At 27.6% G+C, this 18,151-nt stretch carries 16 protein-coding genes; 1 reads left to right on the top strand and 15 read right to left on the bottom strand.

Annotation, left to right across the window (positions count from 1 at the left end; all coding sequences use genetic code 11):
* Positions 1 to 17: 17 nt before the first annotated feature.
* The 11 genes from ACYUE0_RS15605 to ACYUE0_RS15555 form a co-directional block, all read right to left on the bottom strand.
* On the bottom strand, positions 18 to 3,623 hold the full coding sequence (locus ACYUE0_RS15605; RefSeq protein ID WP_460271435.1) for a S8 family serine peptidase: 3,606 nt from the start codon (positions 3,621 to 3,623) through the stop codon (positions 18 to 20).
* A gap of 147 nt (positions 3,624 to 3,770) precedes the next feature.
* Positions 3,771 to 4,439 (bottom strand): helix-turn-helix domain-containing protein, encoded by a 669-nt coding sequence (locus tag ACYUE0_RS15600; RefSeq protein WP_460271433.1) that lies wholly within the window; start codon positions 4,437 to 4,439, stop codon positions 3,771 to 3,773.
* Between the two features lie 38 nt (positions 4,440 to 4,477).
* Positions 4,478 to 4,849, bottom strand: coding sequence for a DUF3783 domain-containing protein (locus tag ACYUE0_RS15595; protein ID WP_460271431.1), 372 nt, complete (start codon positions 4,847 to 4,849; stop codon positions 4,478 to 4,480).
* Between the two features lie 684 nt (positions 4,850 to 5,533).
* Entirely contained in the window at positions 5,534 to 6,055 is a 522-nt protein-coding gene (locus ACYUE0_RS15590; RefSeq protein WP_010297934.1) for a peptidylprolyl isomerase, read from the bottom strand.
* 187 nt (positions 6,056 to 6,242) lie between these two features.
* Positions 6,243 to 6,854: a cache domain-containing protein gene (locus ACYUE0_RS15585; RefSeq protein ID WP_460271429.1), complete on the bottom strand. Its 612-nt coding sequence runs from the start codon at positions 6,852 to 6,854 to the stop codon at positions 6,243 to 6,245.
* Positions 6,855 to 6,967: 113 nt separating this feature from the next.
* The gene (locus tag ACYUE0_RS15580; protein ID WP_460271427.1) at positions 6,968 to 7,318 is read right to left on the bottom strand and encodes a hypothetical protein; all 351 of its coding nucleotides are present in this window, start codon (positions 7,316 to 7,318) and stop codon (positions 6,968 to 6,970) included.
* The gene (locus ACYUE0_RS15575) at positions 7,318 to 7,707 is read right to left on the bottom strand and encodes a hypothetical protein (protein ID WP_460271425.1); all 390 of its coding nucleotides are present in this window, start codon (positions 7,705 to 7,707) and stop codon (positions 7,318 to 7,320) included. The genes ACYUE0_RS15580 and ACYUE0_RS15575 overlap by 1 nt, the downstream gene beginning before the upstream one ends.
* A 918-nt stretch (positions 7,708 to 8,625) precedes the next feature.
* Complete coding sequence (gene murI, locus ACYUE0_RS15570; protein WP_460271423.1) at positions 8,626 to 9,402, bottom strand: glutamate racemase; 777 nt, start codon at positions 9,400 to 9,402, stop codon at positions 8,626 to 8,628.
* Between the two features lie 238 nt (positions 9,403 to 9,640).
* Complete coding sequence (locus ACYUE0_RS15565) at positions 9,641 to 10,162, bottom strand: TDE2712 family protein (protein WP_460271421.1); 522 nt, start codon at positions 10,160 to 10,162, stop codon at positions 9,641 to 9,643.
* Between the two features lie 154 nt (positions 10,163 to 10,316).
* Positions 10,317 to 10,535, bottom strand: coding sequence for a DUF2922 domain-containing protein (locus ACYUE0_RS15560; protein WP_460271419.1), 219 nt, complete (start codon positions 10,533 to 10,535; stop codon positions 10,317 to 10,319).
* Positions 10,536 to 10,714: 179 nt separating this feature from the next.
* The gene (locus ACYUE0_RS15555; protein ID WP_460271417.1) at positions 10,715 to 10,936 is read right to left on the bottom strand and encodes a DUF1659 domain-containing protein; all 222 of its coding nucleotides are present in this window, start codon (positions 10,934 to 10,936) and stop codon (positions 10,715 to 10,717) included.
* Between the two features lie 158 nt (positions 10,937 to 11,094).
* Between ACYUE0_RS15555 and ACYUE0_RS15550 the strand changes: the two genes are divergently transcribed.
* Positions 11,095 to 12,156 (top strand): DnaD domain protein, encoded by a 1,062-nt coding sequence (locus ACYUE0_RS15550; RefSeq protein WP_460271415.1) that lies wholly within the window; start codon positions 11,095 to 11,097, stop codon positions 12,154 to 12,156.
* Between the two features lie 1,403 nt (positions 12,157 to 13,559).
* Here ACYUE0_RS15550 and lexA read toward each other — a convergent pair.
* From lexA to ACYUE0_RS15530, 4 genes are all read right to left on the bottom strand, one after another.
* On the bottom strand, positions 13,560 to 15,017 hold the full coding sequence (lexA, locus tag ACYUE0_RS15545) for a transcriptional repressor LexA (RefSeq protein WP_460271413.1): 1,458 nt from the start codon (positions 15,015 to 15,017) through the stop codon (positions 13,560 to 13,562).
* 66 nt (positions 15,018 to 15,083) lie between these two features.
* Positions 15,084 to 16,118 carry an ion channel gene (locus tag ACYUE0_RS15540; RefSeq protein ID WP_460271411.1) on the bottom strand — a complete coding sequence of 345 codons (1,035 nt, stop codon included), beginning with the start codon at positions 16,116 to 16,118 and terminating at the stop codon, positions 15,084 to 15,086.
* A 307-nt stretch (positions 16,119 to 16,425) separates the two neighbouring features.
* Complete coding sequence (locus ACYUE0_RS15535; protein WP_460271409.1) at positions 16,426 to 16,614, bottom strand: ferredoxin; 189 nt, start codon at positions 16,612 to 16,614, stop codon at positions 16,426 to 16,428.
* Positions 16,615 to 16,691: 77 nt separating this feature from the next.
* Entirely contained in the window at positions 16,692 to 16,883 is a 192-nt protein-coding gene (locus ACYUE0_RS15530; protein WP_460271407.1) for a ferredoxin, read from the bottom strand.
* Positions 16,884 to 18,151: the final 1,268 nt, after the last annotated feature.

The following is an 18,151-nucleotide window of genomic DNA, read 5'->3' as shown; positions in this document are numbered from 1 at the left end:
TAACTTGAGCCTTAACCTTAATCATCTTTATTGTTCTTATTTACATATTCAGGTTCTAAAAACTCTTCAAATTCTGATGGTATAGAAAAAAATAAATTACTCTCTTGAATGCTTCTCATATTTTCAAACACTTTTCTAAAATCTAAAACTCCATATCCTACTTCCCTATTAGGATATATAACCTGTGGAATTTGTTTAGTTCCTCTTATTAAAAACGTCCTAACCTTTGGTGTATACATATATACATCATTGTCTTTTACTATACCCCATTCTAAAATAAGAGCTACTGCCCCTGCAAGAACTGCTGTAGCTGCACTTGAACCTGTAACAATCTTTGTACCGCCCCCTACAGTGGTAGTTAAAACTTCAAATCCTCCTATACATAATTCTGGCTTTATTCTATTATCTCTAGTAAATCCTCTTCCTGATGCTGCAATTAAAGTTCCTTTTTCTTGATTATAATATGCTGTTGTTATTATATTATTTGCTGTACCAGGGGATGTTAATGTTATATATGGATCTGGATTTAAAAATTTTGTTTCAGGATCTAAAAGTGCCCTTTGATATATCCACAAATCATAATCTCCATTTAATATGAAATCTCCTATTATTCTAAATTGCCAAATTCCTGGATTTACATCAAACATTCTAACTTGGATAAATTCATTTCCTGATGAATTTTCTGATATAAAATATTCTATAGTTACTCTAGTTTTTTCATATACAAACTTTATCTCATCTACTGCTTGTAATTTAACAGGTATTTTTCCTATAGACTCCCCACTAGGGGATGTTATACCGATAGAAATTTTATCAGGAGAAGTTGCCCAAATAAATACACTTAATCCCTTTTGATTTGGACCTACTTGTAGTTCTACGTTACTAACATCACCGGTCTTATCCAATTTACCCCTAGTATGAGTTTCAGTATCACCTTGATTTCCTGTTCCTGCTACGGCTATAACACCTCTTTCATTAGCATACCTATCTATAAACCGTTCTAATACAGTGGTTCCATCATGAGCACCAGCATTACTTTCCATTGGAATACATATAACTAATGGTTTATCTAGTTTTTCATGACAATCTAACAGATATTTTATGGATATAGCTATAGAAGTACTACTATAAATATTATTGCCTTTATCAAATACAGCATTTTCTCTTAAAGTATTTTCATCTGACCTTAAAGTCTTAATAATTATAAATTCACAATCTGGTGCTGCTCCTAACACTCCATTTTTACCCCTTGCACCAACTATTCCAGCAACTTCTGTTCCATGTCCAACATCATCCTTTTGTGGAACTATTAAATAAGGGTCTTCACCACGTCTATGTGCTTCTATTGCTCTATCGATTTCCTCTCTAGTATATTCACTTCCATAGTAAAAATCATTTGGTGGTTTACCACTTTCGTCTTCTTGATCCCATATAGAAATTATTCTGGTTTTCCCATTTTCTAACATAAACTCTTCATTTAAATAATCTATACCAGTATCTATTATTCCAACAACTACTCCAGTCCCTCTTAATTTAAGAAATTCATTATTATGAAATGTGTTTATATTGGCAACTTCAATTGGAGATATTGTTGCTAAGGTATAAAGATTATTAGGTTCAATATTTGTAATAGCTTTGCTACTATTAAAAACCTCTTCTACACTGTCTTTTTGCACAATTAATATTGCATAAGTAGGTGTTAAAATGAAAACACATGCTTTAGGATTATTTTTAAATTCAGATACTATATCTCCAGAATATTCAACTAAAAATATATCATAATTTAAATCTTGATATAACTTTTCACACTTAAGTAAATCTTCAGGAATATTATCATTTGGTTTATTAGATGACTCACTTGTCAAAGTTTCATTAGGCTTAATATTTACTTCTCGATTATTTTTATCCATAACTCCCCCTCTTAACGGCTCTTCATTAATCCAAACTTCTAAAGCATTTCTTAAACACAACGTACCATAACCCCATGTAGGATTAGGATATACTTCAGTTTTTCTTACTACCTTTGCTCCCTTTAACAAATAATATTTCAACCTTTGTCCATATAGGTATGGATCTCTTCCTTTTATAAATCCCCACTCCATAAGTAGTGCTGAAGCACCTGAAACTGACGGCGCTGCAACTGATGTTCCTGTTAATGCATCAAAGCCACCACCAGGTATTGGTCCTTCTACATCTATTCCTGGTGCTACTAAACTAGGTTTTACTATTTCAGCCCCTTCTCTTCCTCTTCCTGAAAATGGTGATATATCACCTATTGCACTGTTATAACTTCCGACAGTGATAACATCTTCAACAGTTCCCGGTATCCCTACAGTGTTAAAGACTGTTGGTCTTGTAAACCTTGTTTTATCATTTAATGCTTCACTTATAGGTAGCCATATATCTATATCTGTAATTTCATCACTTTCTCTATAAACTATAAGTGACCAAACCCCTTCTAATAATTCATCACCTTGAGCTACTAATGTTACCAAAATCTCTCCTGAAATATTAAAAGGTAATGGCCCTGTATAAAAAACATAATAATATGTTCCTCTTAAATTTCCTTCTACAAAACCTCTTGTTAAATTTATTCTAGGTGTTACACTTCCATCTGGAGACCTAATACCTATACTTATATCAGTTAAAAACCTTTTATATATCCTTAATATTATTCCAATTTCTCCTTTGTCCACGTTAAAAGATATTTCTTTTGATTCCCCTTCTATAAGTTCCCTTGCATGATGGCCTTTATTTCCTTCATTACCAGCAGCAACACAAAATGTTATTCGTTCTAATTTACATATTGTTGATATATATTCTTCAAATAATGACCTTCCATCATGGGCACCATCATTTGTACTAAAGCTCAAATTTATTACTAACGGTTTATTTAACTCCTTTCCTTTATCTACTAAAAATTTAATTCCTCTCATTACTTGACTACTTTTTGTAAATCCACCAGTAGCTTCACCTGTAAGTTTAACCATTGCAATAGAACTTTCAGGGGCTACACCATAGTATTTAGTTGGAATTTTACCTCCTGCACAGGCTACTCCTGCAACATGTGTTCCATGCCCTACCCTATCTTGATGTGGCACAATATTATATGGATTAGGAGATTTTATTGCTTCATCAATTTGTGCTTTATTATATATCTGTTTTAACTGCAAATCATATATATAATCAATTCTTGATAGCCCTTCCTCATTTCTAAATGCTTGATGCATATAATCTATTCCACTATCTATGAATCCTACTAAGACCCCATTTCCAGTTAAGCCATAAGTACTTTTTACATCAGTTATACAAGATGCCCTATTTGTAGTTTCACTATTATAATAAAGATTTTTAGGTAATTCTATATACTGTATTTCTTTTATTGTTTCAAGTTTTTCCAAATCACTAAACTTAATTGTTATTATGCCAAACCCATATCCTAAATCCTCAAAGGTAGCCCCTATTGCTTCTACCTGCCTTCTAACTGCGTCTCTTTCTTCACCATAAAGCGTTGCTATTTCTATGGTTTCATCTATATCAAATTTATATTTTTGAGTTAGTTTTCCAATTAAAGCTCTTGGTATGCTTAAAAACAAATTATAGAAACCTTCAGTCCTAGCCATGCAAATTTCACTCCAAAAATATTACTCTATTAGTATTTTATGATTGAAAGTACAAAAAAAGTATTCATAAAAAATTATGAATACTTTTTAGATAAAATATTAATATTTTTAGGCATATGAAAAGAAATAAGAAGTCAAAGAACTTGCCTAAATTTGAAACTCAACTCTATTTAATTTAGCAATAACTTTTATATCTTTATGTGATACAGTCTCTGTTTTTAGTGAAATTTTGTTACTTATTAAAAGTAATTTATTATTATCTAATCTTTTTATCTGTCTTATAACTCTAGTATCATTATAATCTATAAGACAAATTGCATTATTCTCTATCTCATTTGTTAAGTTTGCAAAAGCAACATCATCTTTACAAATTCTGAAACCCATCAAATCATCATTTTCTATTTTAATAAATAAAACTTTTTCTGGATTAAAACCTTCAACCTTTTTAGATATTACAGGTAATTGTTTAGTCCCTACAGTTTTGTTTAAATCATAGCCATATATACCTATTGTTTTTATAACAGAACCAAAAGCATCATTCCATACATCATTTACCTTTTCTGGAGCTTTAGCTTTAGGTGCTGGTTGACTCTTTTCTTCTTCATAAGCTATATTTTGAAACATACTACTCATGTTTTGTACACTACCACCTAATACCTTGCCTATACGTTCCATAAATTTTTCATTTATTACTTTTTTTCCACTTTCAATTTCATTAATAAAACCTTCAGAAACACCAAGTTTTTTACCTAGTTGTTTTTGACTCATTCCTTTAGCATTTCTAGCGTCTCTGATGCTATCTCCTACTTTACTCATAACTATTCCCTTTCTTTTTACATGTTAATATATAATATTTATTTAGAAAATCTTTTTTTCTCTTCTATTAAATGTTCTAATAAAAATTTAAAACTCCAATTTATAGACACTGGCGTTATAGCTGCTAGTATTGGTTTGTCTTCTAAATTATTTCTAACAGCCTTTATGGCATTTTGTAATGAACTATTTGCTAATCCATTAAATATAATAACCTTTTCCTTTGGTAATTCTTCTACACCTTCATTACCTTTATTACCTAAAATTATTTCTTTCATTTTAAACTTTGCCATACCATCTTTAATAACTATACATTCTTTTGAAACCTTGTTTTTAAATACTTCATTTAATTTGTATATTTCCTCATTAGTTAAACCATATGTTATCAATAACTTATCATTTAAATCACTCATAAATTTTATTAGCTAAACCTACTAAATCATTTTAAGTAGTGTATTCTCACCAATTTTAATCTTTCTATTTTGTGAGATAGCTAACTCTCCTTTCATACCATAATTTATTTTAGTTAAGAGCTTATTTTAGTTAAAAGCTTATTTTAGTTAACAGTTAATAGTGAATAGTTAACAGTTATTGTAATTACTAGTCACTTTATTCCTAGTAATTCTCAACGTATTTTTTTTAATCTACAAAAGTAAAACTTCTAATTAAGCAATTCCTCCAAGTTCTACTTCCATCACAAGAGGGACAGGTTCATTTGGGGCTATTTTCTTCGCTTTAACTATAGATTCCACAATTACTGTATTTGTATAACAAAATAAGCAAAGAACCAGTACCCCTATTTGGGTTTTAGTGAAGCCTTTAAATAAGCAATTGCCCCTAGTGTTGGCTCCATCACAAATGGGACAGGCACGGTAAATTTATTTTCTTCGCTAACACTTGATGCTCTCCTGGTTTTATATTACTAACACAATAACTCAAAGCCAGTCCCTAACAATTCCAAAGAAAGTGGTTTCCACTTTTCTCCTAAACTCTTAACTTTTAACTCTTAACTAACTAAATAACCGTTTAAGTAATTGAAAATTGACAATAGCTATAAAATCCTTACTGGCTATTGTCAATCACTTAAACTCTATTAATTATTGTATTTTTTCTGGTTCGTCATATTCTACGCCAAAAGTTTCAACAGTAACTTCTTTCATAACCTGATCTTCTTTTGGTTTATCCATATAGTTTGTTGGAACTGAAACTATTTCATTTGCAACATCTAAACCTTCAGTAAGTTTTCCAAATGCAGCATACTGACCATCAAGATGTGGTGAATCAGCAACCATTACGAAAAATTGACATCCTGCTGAATCTAAAACAACTGTTCTTGCCATTGATAATACACCAGGAGTATGTTTTAAATCATTTTTAAAGTTATTTGCTCTAAACTCTCCTTTTATACTATAACCAGGATTTCCTGCACCTGTTTTTTCTGGACATCCACCTTGAATCATGAATCCTGGGATTACTCTATGGAATATAAGACCATTATAAAATCCCTTTTTTATAAGACTTATAAAGTTTTTAACTGTATTCGGTGCTATCTCTGGATATAACTCTGCTTTCATTACTTTTCCATTTGCCATTTTTATTGTTACTATAGGATTTTGCATTTATTTATCGCTCCTTTAAACATTGTATTTTTTAGATATTATAACATATTTGAACTACTGTCCTAAAGAAAATACATGAAAAAAATCCATTTTATATTATTATTCACCACAACAAATATAATTATAGGTTTTTTAAAAGATTTTTAGGCGCAAAATCTAATAAAAGATTTTACGCCTAAATTTTTATTTACTCTTTCTCTTTTTTATCATTTTTCTGATCTTCATCTTCACTTTTGTCCTTATTTTCTTCTTCTATTTTATTTTCTAATATCTTATCTGCATATTCGGTAAGTTTTTCATAATTCATTGTTCCATCAGCATTGGTTATATCTTTTAAATTAACATCTACACCTAAGAATCTTTTCAATAAAATTTGTACAATCACTAAAAAAATTCCTTGTAGTGTAGCTAAAACTGTTGCCTTTTTACTATTATGGTCATCAAGTTTTTCCATCATATTTTTATCTACTTCAACTACTAAAGTCCAATTAAGTTCTTCATCTATAGGAAAATACGTTCCATAAACCATTTGTCCCCTATAGTCTTTATATGGTGTATACCTAGAATAATCAATATTTAATTTCACACGTTCTATATCAATTTTTTCTTTCCCTATAGCTCCAGGTATATATTTAGACTCAGTTAAAAACATGCCTTTTTCATTTACTATATAAGCCTCTGAATATTCATCTAATCTACATCTTTTCATTATATCATTTAATTCTTTTATATTTATTCTAATAAAAATTACCCCTGATATTTTCTTATTCTCATCTACTATAGGGTTGTACATATCCACCTTGTACTCCCCCTCATTAAATATAGTTTCCACTTGAAACTGACCAGTATTTAAAGCATTATTTATTGTTTCTGAATTTGAAAAAACATCTGGATTATCAACATACCCATACACTATTTTTTTTCTTTATTTAAAACTACTATATTATCATAACGTTGTTTACTTGCTGTAATAAAGTTCATTTGTTTCATTATTTTTTTCTCATCCATATCACTAAGTCCATCTGCCAATGAATATAACTTGATTTCATAATATACCTGATCTATAACATCTTGTACCGTCTGTGATAAATCTTTGCCAGTGCCATATATATTATTTATTATCATTTCATTATTTTTTTCTAAATTGTCCTTATTTACTTTTAAAAATCCTGCCATGGAAAAAACTATAGAGAATAAAGTTATGATAATAACACTTATTACAAATCTATTTTTAGGCTTTTTAGATCTTTTAATACAAATCATTATAGTTCTTCTTCATAAGAGTTAACCGTTAATGCTAAGTTTTTATCGTACTTTATAAACTCTATAATTAATGATGCCCCTGGCAGCACAATAAAGTAATCTTTATCAAGTATATTAGTATTTTTATCTATCTTAGTTTTATAAAATAATAAATTGTAATCAAAATTTTTATCTTCACTATCTATAGAATCTTCTAAATTACAACCATAAATTTTTACCTCATTTTTTTCTTTAGCATTTTTAACAATAATATCATTTATAATATATATGCTGTTGCTGTTTTTAGGATTGATAATATTTATTTTATTGGAATCCTCTTTCATCTTAAGCTCAATAAAACTATTAAATTCATTCTCATCCTTTGCTTTTTCCATCTTAAATACTTTCATTTCATACTACCCACCTTATTTCTTTAAAGCAGTTCTACTTAAAGCTATTCATTTATCAAGTTAGAAAATTCAAGTTAATACTAAACATATTTTTAAATCTAGTTTCGATAACAAAATCTAAGCAATAAATTTACTAAAGTTCCACCTCTATCACAAATGGGACTTTTTTAGTTAAGAGTTAAGAGTGAATAGTGAACAGTTGTGGTTATTACTACTCACTTTTCTCCTAGTAATTCTCAACGTATTTTTTCAGGACCGGCTTTGATTACTTTAATTTTTATTGATAATCTTATGATTTCACTGTGAAAATAACTTATTGAAAATATATTTTGTTACGCCTGTCCTTCTTGTTACGGCTGTGCACTTTGAATATAGTTTTAGTTAGTTTTATTTCCTAAACTCAGATTTTACTCCTTTAAATTTAAAGAAACTGGTAGTCCAGTTTCTTCCATCATTGTCAATTGTCAATTGTCCATTTCTAACCCAATTGTCCATTGTCAATTTTTTAAAATCACATTTCAGAAAGTGGTTGCCACTTTCATCCTAAACTTTTAACTATTAATTTTTAACTATTAACTGTTTAAGACTATTAATTTTTAATTCTTAACTTAAACAAGCTGTCAACTATTAGTATGATATTAATCTTAGAACCCTATAAAACTTACAATACTTTATATAGTTTCAAATTACAGTATTATTTAAATTTTCCATATTCAAAAAAAGTGAGTACATACTCAAAAAAATCAAAATTTGAGCTGATTTCACTTTTTACTATATAATTAACTTATGAAATAAAGGGGTATGTTGTTAAAGTATTTTGCTAATAAATACGTTTTTATTAGTTGAAATTTCTAATTTTTATATTAAAAATCCTAAATTTTACTTATTTAACTTTATAAGTAAAATTTAGGCTTTTAATTAAGAATTAAGTAATCTGTAACTAAGCTCTATCATCTCTTTTTTATTTAATGAATTATATATTTCTACTATCCCTTTTTCACTTTGTGGGTTTTTCATATTTCTAATAGTTAACAAACGTTCTAATTGTTTAGCAGTACCTAAACTTCCATCTATTATGTCCACATTTTTTCCTACAAATTCTACAATCTTATCTTTTATAAATGGATAATGGGTACAACCAAGAACTATTGTTCCTAAATTTTCATTGCTTAAATTCTCTAGTTTTTCTTTTAAATAATTATGTATTTCTATACCATCTATATTGCCAGTTTCTATTAACTCTGCTAATCCACCACAAGGAAGCGGCTTTATATCTGCTACCTTTTTATATTTTTCTTGTAACTTTGCAAACTTTTTCTCTACTAATGTTATTGGCGTAGCCATTATAACAATTTGACCTTGTTTTTTTAATTCTACTGCTGGCTTTAAAGCTGGCTCTATACCTATAATTGGAATAGATTTATATTCTTTTCTTAAATCTTCTACAGCTACACTTGTGGCCGTATTACAGGCTATAACTATTGCTTTAACATTTTTACTTAATAAAAACTTTATAGCATCGAAAGTCAATTTTTTTATTTCACTATATTCTTTTGTTCCATATGGAGCATTTGCCGAATCTCCATAATATATAAAGTTTTCATTAGGTAAAATCTTCAGAGTTTCTTTTAAAACACTAAGACCACCAACACCTGAATCAAAAAATCCTATACAATCTCCCTTACTTAAATTCACTACTTTCACCACCCAAATATATTTGTCTTATTATTTATTTGATTATACCTTAATTCTCATGAATCTAAACATAATAAAGTTTAATAAAATTTTATACATAATTCTTAGTTACTATACATTTTTTCTCATTTTATATATAAAAAAATATATCACATTAATTATAAATAATAAAGAATCTTATTCTAAAACTAAAATAACTAGCTATTTATTTTTTATAGCTAGTTATTTTTCAATATAATTATTTGCAAATTTCTTCTAATTTTTCTTTTATATATTCTGTTATTTCTTTCTCTCCAATACAAGTCCTATCATCCATTATAGGTGGTTTTACTCTAAAGAAATTTATTATTAATTTATTATCAGAAATTATATATTCATCTGAATGTAATGGTGCAAATATAACTTCAACTTCTTCAAATTTACTTCCTTCTATTTGTGATGTTAAAGAATCTAGATTTAACTGCTTAACAGGAGCTGCCATAGCATTAGTATATTCTAAATCTTCCATCATCCACATATTATTATTCCAGAATTTCTTTTCTTTTTTATTTCCTACAAATGGCTCTCTATTTTTTATAGAACTTAGCGCTCTTCTCACTGATTCTGCATTAAATTCATCATCATAAGCTACACTTAATGCTGTCATTTCTGATACATCATAGAAAAAGCTCTCTGGTATGTTATCCTTTTCACTAGCAGCCTGCCAAAAATACAGCATTGCTTCCACAGCTTCAAGGTTTAACTTAATCCTTTGTAACATATTCAAAACTCCCCTTATATTTATTTACATATTTAATATGCATTTTTTATACTAAAGTTTCCATCTATTATATTATACAATAATTGGCTGAAAATAAGTAAGAATATTTCAAATATTTTGCTTCAAATAAAAAAATATGCCCGAAGGCATATTTTTAATTTAAGTTATATTCAGTTTTCTTAGTTTCTACTAATTTAGCAGATGATTTTTTAACTAAGTCCCCTTTTTTGCAATCTAATATATTTTTACTTATTATACCATCCATAAAATTTGAAACTTCTTCATCAGTTATATCATCCTTTACATTTTTCAAAGTAACATTATTTTTATTTCCTTCTTCTGTTATAAATGTCATAATTAAATCCTTTTCCATGAAAACCCCTCCTAAATATAAACCTCTATAAATTAAAATTTATGGTGATTATTATTTTAAAATTTCTAAATAATATAGAGAAATCTAACCTTTTAGACTCTATATTAAGTGTAACTATTTTAGAAAATAAATTTTTCACCAGGGAAGACATTTTATTTATATTATATCCCCTCCCCATACTAACCTAAAAGATAACCTTTCTCCTCTTTAACAACCTGTTGCATTTCTCCAGCCAAAAGGTTGTCCACCTCTGTTGCTAATTCATATAACTCTTCATCTGTTGCAGATACTTTGATTTTTGAAAGTTTTTGTGATTTTAAAATGTCCTTACCATCATTATCTACACCTACCTTACAAATTAAGTTAATGGCTTTACTTGTTTTAACATTATTTACTGCCATGTTTATCAACCCCTTTCACCTTATATATATACAAAAATAGCTACCAGTTCACAGCAAATTTAAATATTTTGTAAATATTTCGGAACTCCGTCCATTTAATGCATATATACAAGGTGAATAGATTATTTTATTTTTTATTTAAATTGGAGGTTTTTATTATGTTGTATATGTTAAATTTTAACGAAAAGGAAGCTTTAGAATTAAATGTTAACTTAGATGATATTTTAATTTTAAGTTATCTTAAGGAAAACTATAAGAACTTTATATGTAAAACTTTTAATAATACTAACTTTTATTGGGTTAATTATGAAAATATTATTTGCACTTTGCCTATTCTTAATATAAAGAAAGATACCCTTTATAGAAAACTAAAAAAACTTTGTAATAATAATATTTTGATTCATAAAGTTGTTAGAGGCGGTGGTACTTATTCCTTTTATGCTTTTGGAGATAATTTTTACAAGATTTTTGATACTAATTTTAATAAAAATGTTAATGATGGCATAGACGGCACTGTAAATGACAATATTTTAAAATCTAATATTAATCCTATGTCTTCGGATTTAAATTCAACAGCTACACAAAACTCATCCAATAATACGGATTTTAATTCTAACTCTAACGGATTATTTTTAAACCTAGCCAAAAATAAATCCGAACTAGTTGGAATTTTTAAAGAGCTCTTCGAAAATAACTCCTTAACAAAAGATATATATAATATATTAAATAACATAACTATGTTATTTAATAATATAAAATCTATAAATAGATTTTATAATTGTAGTAATAGTAATAATAACAATAATATTAATTATAGTTTAGATATGGATTTTAATTCTACTAACAGTGAAATTTATTCCTACTATAGCGAATCTGGCTTTGGTATTTTAAACAAAACTGTTATAAGCCTTTTAGATAAACTTGTAGATGAAAATAATATTACTGATGTAAAAGATGCTATGACAGAAGCAGTAAAAAAAGGTAATACTAATATTTGCTATGTAGAGGGTATACTTAGAAATTGGAAAAATAAAACTGAAAAAACTGCATATAACATATCATCTAAGGCTAATTTTTCTTCATCCAAATCTAAAGATAGCTTTAATAATTTTAAACAAAGAAATTATGATTTTGATGAACTTGAAAAGGATCTTTTAGCACATAGTGATGATGTTTTTGAAACTATGGCTGCTAATTGTAACACTTCTTTTAATTTTTAATTATAATATATTAACATTAATTTTAAAGGATGTGTATTCCTTGAACTTATTCAATGTTTTTTTAATTTTTTTATCAATTCTTAACTTAATTTTGTTATTTAAAATTGATTCTATTAAAAGCACCGCTATTTCCGTATTTTTATTTTCATTATTTTCTATAATAGGTGCTGTTATGTTTTCTTTTGGATTTAATATATTCTTTTTTGATAATATAGATAATCATAATTTTATAGGTTTATTTTTCATGTACCTACTTCCAGTAATCTATGTTTACACAAAATCTAAGCTTATTAAACTCACTAAATTTACTAAGACAAAATAAAATAAATATATATTTCAAGCATATAACAATAACAAAATGGACAGGCACAGATAACTTAACTCCTGTCCTTCTTGTTACGGATGTACACTATGAAAATATTACATATTTTTAGTTAAAAGCTAAAAGTGAATAGTTAACATTTATTGTTATTACTACTCACTTTGTTCTTAGTAATACTAAACGTAATTTTATATAAATTTGCAAAGCAAATTATATTAATAGATTAAAAAGAAAGTGGTTACCACTTTCCTCCTAAACTTTTAACTGTTAACTTTTAACTATTAACTATCTTAAGGACCGGCTTTGATTGCTTTAGGTTTTATTGATAATCTTTCGATTTCACTGTAAAAATAACTTGTGGAAAATATACTTTGGTACGCCTGTCCTTCTTGTTACGGCTGTAAACTTTGAATATAACTTTATTTAATTTAATATCATAAACTCACAATTTACTCCCTTTAATTCAAAGAAACTGGCAATCCAGTTTCATCCTGAACTATTAACTATTAATTTTTAACTCTTAACTAACTAAACTACAGTTTTCTCCATCATTGTCAATTGTCCTTTATCAAATGTCAATTATATAATGTTCTTAATCCTTAATTTTTTTTAATTGTCCTTTGTCCATTGTTAATTTTTTAAAAATCTATACCTCAACTAAGTATGAAATCGTTCAAAGTTTTACCTCCATCACAAGAGGGACAGGTTCTTTTATGTCTATTTTCTTCGTTTAAACTGTAGATTCTACAAATGCTGTATTCCCATAATAAAATAAGCAAAGAACCAGTACCTAACAGGTACGCTGCTTTGCAGCTCAAGTACTGGTTCTTTGCCCTGTAATTTATTTTATCTAACCTTTTTATTGAGTACTAGAGTTTTTTATGGTGGTACAATTAAATGAACTTGACCTTCTTGTTACGGCTGTACATTTTGAATTTAGCTTTAGTTAGATTTATATCTTCAATTCAGCATTTATTCTCTCTAATTCAAAGAAACTGGACTAGTCCAGTTTCAACCATCATTGTCAAATGTCAATTGTCCATTGTCAATTTTTAAAACTTTTAACTATCTAAGGGACTGGCTAACTATAGTTGTGCTTATCTTTTATTATTCCTATAGCTTTACCTATTATCATAGCATTTTCATCTACCACTTCAATAGGTTCATATTTCTCGTTTTCTGGCATTAAAAATACTTTGCCATCCTTTATATTTAATCTTTTTAATGTTGCATTCCCATTTAAATCTACTGCAACAATATCATTGTTATTAGCATTATACTGTTTTCTTATAAGTACATAGTCACCATCATCTATATTGGCATTGATCATACTATTTCCCTTTACCTTTAATATAAAAGAACTTTCAGCACCTTTTAACCAATACTTTGGCATTTTAAATGCTCCTTCAAAAGTGTCATTTATCATAATTGGTTCTCCTGCTGCTATATCATTGTATATAGGTATATCTAACAGCTCGTCCTCTAATAAAACTTCACCTTTGCCATTAGGATCTAATATAAAATTCCCCTCACTACTTGTATCTTTGGCAAAATCAAATTCTATATTATGCCTAATATCTAAAAATTTATAACTCTCCATAAATAAATTATTTTCTTCCTCCTCTTTAATCTCACATAGCTGCTCTTGCTTTTTCGGTATGAATTTTTCTTTTAATATAAAAGTTTTTACATTTTTATATTCTTTAAATAGATTCTTTATATTTATGCCTTCATATCCTAAGGAGTTTTCTATGGATTTATCTTTGTTATTAAAGGTAAGTATTATATTTGAGTAATCTTTTATATCCATAGATTCTAATAATGTGTCTAATTGCAATTTGCTAAATTTATTAATTTCATCTAATACTAAATGTGTATAATTCGTTGCTTTTACCTTATTAGTTAAAATAGAAATTTCATCAGAGATTTTATTTTCTTTTAAAGCTAAATAATACACTTCCATTAACTCATATATAATTTTTCTGGTAACAGAATTTCTAGGTAATGATTTTGGAGCTAAACATTCTATTTTACGTCCACGTCTTATTAATTTTTGATAATCCTCTAATTGATTTATATTTCTATTTTTTATGTATTTAAACTCACTTAAAAAGAAATCATCATACTGCTTTTTTAATATTTTTGACCTTTTATTTCTATTTTTTAATGTTCCCATGCAATCATATAACAGTTTGTAATGTACACTTTTACTTATTTTATTGCTATCAAATTCGCCATAGTTTTTCTTTATAAATTCATCAAAAGTCATGATGTCAACTTTATTTTGTATATATGAAAATAAACTTATCATATTTTTATTTTCAAGATACTTATAATATTTTAAAATAGCATCATTTTTTTCTTCATCATTACTTACTATCATTAATATATCGTCATTTTCATATAAACAGTAATTATCTTTTAAATATAATATCCTATTTATTGCTGTAGTTGTTTTTCCTGTTAAGTTTTCCCCTTTTATAATAAGTACCCCACTAAATTTTGAGTTTATTATATTTCTTTGTTTTTTAGAAATCAAAATAACACCCCCTTTGTTATATTTTTCTATTGTCTTTTACTTAATATTATAATGTTTTTAATTAATTTATCTAGTCATCTTTCTTACAAGTGTTGATGTCCATATAGCTATCATGAGAACACCAAACATTATTTCTGTGTTAGCTATTATTATACTTATAGTTCCTTCCGGAGTTATATTTCCATAACCTACAGTAGCAAAGGTTACTAAACTAAAATGAAAACAATATAAGAAATCAGTTAAAAAACTTTTACTAAAAACATTATTTAAGTTATATTGAATAACTTTATCTTCTATTCTTACCCCACCAAATAAATATAATATTGAACATATTAAAACTATGATAAGTGAAAAACTAAAGGCCCTAAATGGCTTTTCTCCATATCCACAAACCCAATATGATGTGAAAGATTTTAGTTTTCTCCAACCCTTTAATGTTTTATGGTCTGCTTTTTTACTTTCATAAAAACAATAGCCATACTTATCACCTAAGTCATTTTTTAGATATTGGTTAGCAAAGGCTAAATAACTATTAGATATTTCATTATAAAATTCAGGTCTTCCTTTGTTAAAAAAATCAATAATATTATAATTAAAACCACCTACATATGAAGCTAAATTTAACCTGCTATTTTTTCTATTATTTATAAATTGTACATCAAATCTCTTTCTAGTTCCTTTTATTAAACAATTATTTAAGATACATTCATCTATAAATTTAACTTTTTCATAGGAGTTTTTAACTAGGTTACATTGCCCTAAAAAAGTATCTTTGAATGCAATAGTTTTTAAGTAAGATTTTCTTATAATTATATTTTTCAAATTACAATTACTAAAATTTAAATTTATTAACTCAGTATTATAAATACCTAAAATAGAATTACTAGCTATACTACAATTAGTAAAGGTACAAAATTGAAAAGTGCATTTTTCAAAAATAACATTTTCAAATCTCACATTCTTAAAATCTATATTTAAAAACGTACAACGTCTATATTTAATTCCTGTAAAATCTAAATTTTCTTTTCTTTCTTTTTTAAACTCCTTTAATTCTATTACACCATTTTCTGCAATAAGAACTCTTTTCTTACCAATTTTCATATATCTAAACCCTTTCAATTCCTTTAAGTATGTTAAAATAAATACTTCGTTGATATAATCCAGATATAGTAACACTATGACTAGATTTCATATCCTTCTCTTATGACAAATATGCTCTGAATCTTTCACTTCTCATTTTTTTATATTCTTTACTATAGTTTAAAAATAAATGTTAATAAACTAAAAAAGAGTATTTATCATTACGGTAAATACTCTTTTTAGATTACCTCTACTTTTTTAATAAAGTGAGGAGTTTTTTCTGATCCAATCACTCTATATCTTTTTTGATTAAAAGATGGCTAAAACTTTAATCTATTGATATAGCACTTGTTGGACATCCTTCTGCTGCTTCTTTTGCTGAGTCTTCTGCTCCATTTGGAACTTCGTCTACGGTAGCATGTGCTTTTCCATCATCGCCCATTTCAAAAACTTCTGGACATGTAGCTGGACATAATCCACATCCTATACATTCATCTTGATTTACTACTGCTTTCATAAAAAATCCTCCTATTAAAGCCCATAAAATAATAAGTCTTTATTCATTCTCAGTTATAATAACCATTTTTAATTTTTTTATTCGTTTAATGATATTGCACTTACAGGACAACCATCTCTAGCTTCCACTGCCGTATCTATAGAATCTTCTGGTACAGAATCTACTATAGATTCTGACTTACCATCACTTCCAAAATCAAAAACTGATGGACATGTTGCAATACATAATCCACAACTAATACATGTGTCTTTATCAACTACTGCTTTCATCCAAATCGCCTCCTAAAATGTTCTTCTATAAATTTAGTTTGCACTTTTTATTGATAATTTATCCATATAACTTAATTACCATCAAATTTGTTTTTTCCAAACTCTAAAAAATAATATTCCTAAATATTGGTTCTATAACAAATGGTAATTTTTTTAGTTAAAAGTTAAGAGTGAACAGTTAACAGTTGTGGTTATTACTAGTCACTTTGTTCCTAGTAATACTAAACGTACTTTTTTAGGACCGGCTTTGATTGCTTTAGTTTTTATTGATAACATTATGATTTCACTGTGAAAATAAATTATGGAAATTTCACTTTGGTACGCCTGTCCTTCTTGTTATGGCTGTGAACCTTGAATATAGTTTTTGTTAGATTTATTTCTTTAACTTTAAAATGTAATTTATATAAACATTTTTGAATCTACAAAAGTAAAACTTCTAAGTAATCAATTCCTCCAAGTTCTACCTCCATCACAAGAGGGACAGACGCGTAATTGGCTACTTTACTATACTTTAGACTTGATACTTTTGTTGATTTTAGTTTCTCTCCAATAGTACTCGAAGTCGGTCCCCATCAACAATTTTAGCAATACACCTAAACAATCAATTCCTTACAGTATTATCTCCATCACAAGAGGGACAGGTTCATTTGTGGCTATTTTCTTCGCTTAATTGTAGATTCCACAATTACTGTATTCCCATAACAAAATAAACAAAGAACCAGTACCCTTATTTGGGTTTTAGTGAAGCCTTTAAATAAGCAATTACTTCTAGTGTTGCCTCCATCACAAATGGGACAGGCACGATAAATTTATTTACTTCGCTTAAAATTAAATGCTCTCCTAGCTTTGTACTTCTTAGCTAATAAATCAAAGCCAGTCCCCTAATTTCTACGCAGAAACGCTACTACTTGGGGACTGGCTAGCTTTTTTTATCTACGGTAACTAAATTTAAATAGCTGATTTTTATTTTATGGGGCTACATTGCTCGTGCCTGTCCCATTTGTTACGGTGTTACACGTTGTTATTAACTTCTGCTTAGATTTTCAGTTTCAACCTCAAGTTTTACTCCATTAAAATTTAAAGAAACTGGACTAGTCCAGTTCAACCATCATTGTCAAATGTCGGATTGGCCCCCTCAAAGTGGACTCTAAATGCTAATTACTAGCTTATTCTTAAAATTACTATTTGTTAAATTATAAAACTCATTTGGAGTCCTATAATCAATTGAAGAATGTATTCTTTTAAAGTTATAGTTACTTACATAATTT

It is taken from the genome of Clostridium sp. CTA-19 (assembly GCF_054767855.1).
Note: the sequence above shows the minus strand (reverse complement) of the source record. Positions and strands in the feature narration are given on the sequence as shown.

Excerpts from the sequence above, each read along its gene's own strand:
- ACYUE0_RS15605 (WP_460271435.1), bottom strand. The coding sequence starts at position 3,623 with ATGGCTAGGACTGAAGGTTTCTATAATTTGTTTTTAAGCATACCAAGA.
- ACYUE0_RS15600 (WP_460271433.1), bottom strand. The coding sequence starts at position 4,439 with ATGAGTAAAGTAGGAGATAGCATCAGAGACGCTAGAAATGCTAAAGGA.
- ACYUE0_RS15595 (WP_460271431.1), bottom strand. The coding sequence starts at position 4,849 with ATGAGTGATTTAAATGATAAGTTATTGATAACATATGGTTTAACTAAT.
- ACYUE0_RS15590 (WP_010297934.1), bottom strand. The coding sequence starts at position 6,055 with ATGCAAAATCCTATAGTAACAATAAAAATGGCAAATGGAAAAGTAATG.
- ACYUE0_RS15580 (WP_460271427.1), bottom strand. The coding sequence starts at position 7,318 with ATGATTTGTATTAAAAGATCTAAAAAGCCTAAAAATAGATTTGTAATA.
- ACYUE0_RS15575 (WP_460271425.1), bottom strand. The coding sequence starts at position 7,707 with ATGAAAGTATTTAAGATGGAAAAAGCAAAGGATGAGAATGAATTTAAT.
- ACYUE0_RS15565 (WP_460271421.1), bottom strand. The coding sequence starts at position 10,162 with ATGTTACAAAGGATTAAGTTAAACCTTGAAGCTGTGGAAGCAATGCTG.
- ACYUE0_RS15560 (WP_460271419.1), bottom strand. The coding sequence starts at position 10,535 with ATGGAAAAGGATTTAATTATGACATTTATAACAGAAGAAGGAAATAAA.
- ACYUE0_RS15555 (WP_460271417.1), bottom strand. The coding sequence starts at position 10,936 with ATGGCAGTAAATAATGTTAAAACAAGTAAAGCCATTAACTTAATTTGT.
- ACYUE0_RS15550 (WP_460271415.1), top strand. The coding sequence starts at position 11,095 with ATGTTGTATATGTTAAATTTTAACGAAAAGGAAGCTTTAGAATTAAAT.
- ACYUE0_RS15540 (WP_460271411.1), bottom strand. The coding sequence starts at position 16,118 with ATGAAAATTGGTAAGAAAAGAGTTCTTATTGCAGAAAATGGTGTAATA.
- ACYUE0_RS15535 (WP_460271409.1), bottom strand. The coding sequence starts at position 16,614 with ATGAAAGCAGTAGTAAATCAAGATGAATGTATAGGATGTGGATTATGT.
- ACYUE0_RS15530 (WP_460271407.1), bottom strand. The coding sequence starts at position 16,883 with ATGAAAGCAGTAGTTGATAAAGACACATGTATTAGTTGTGGATTATGT.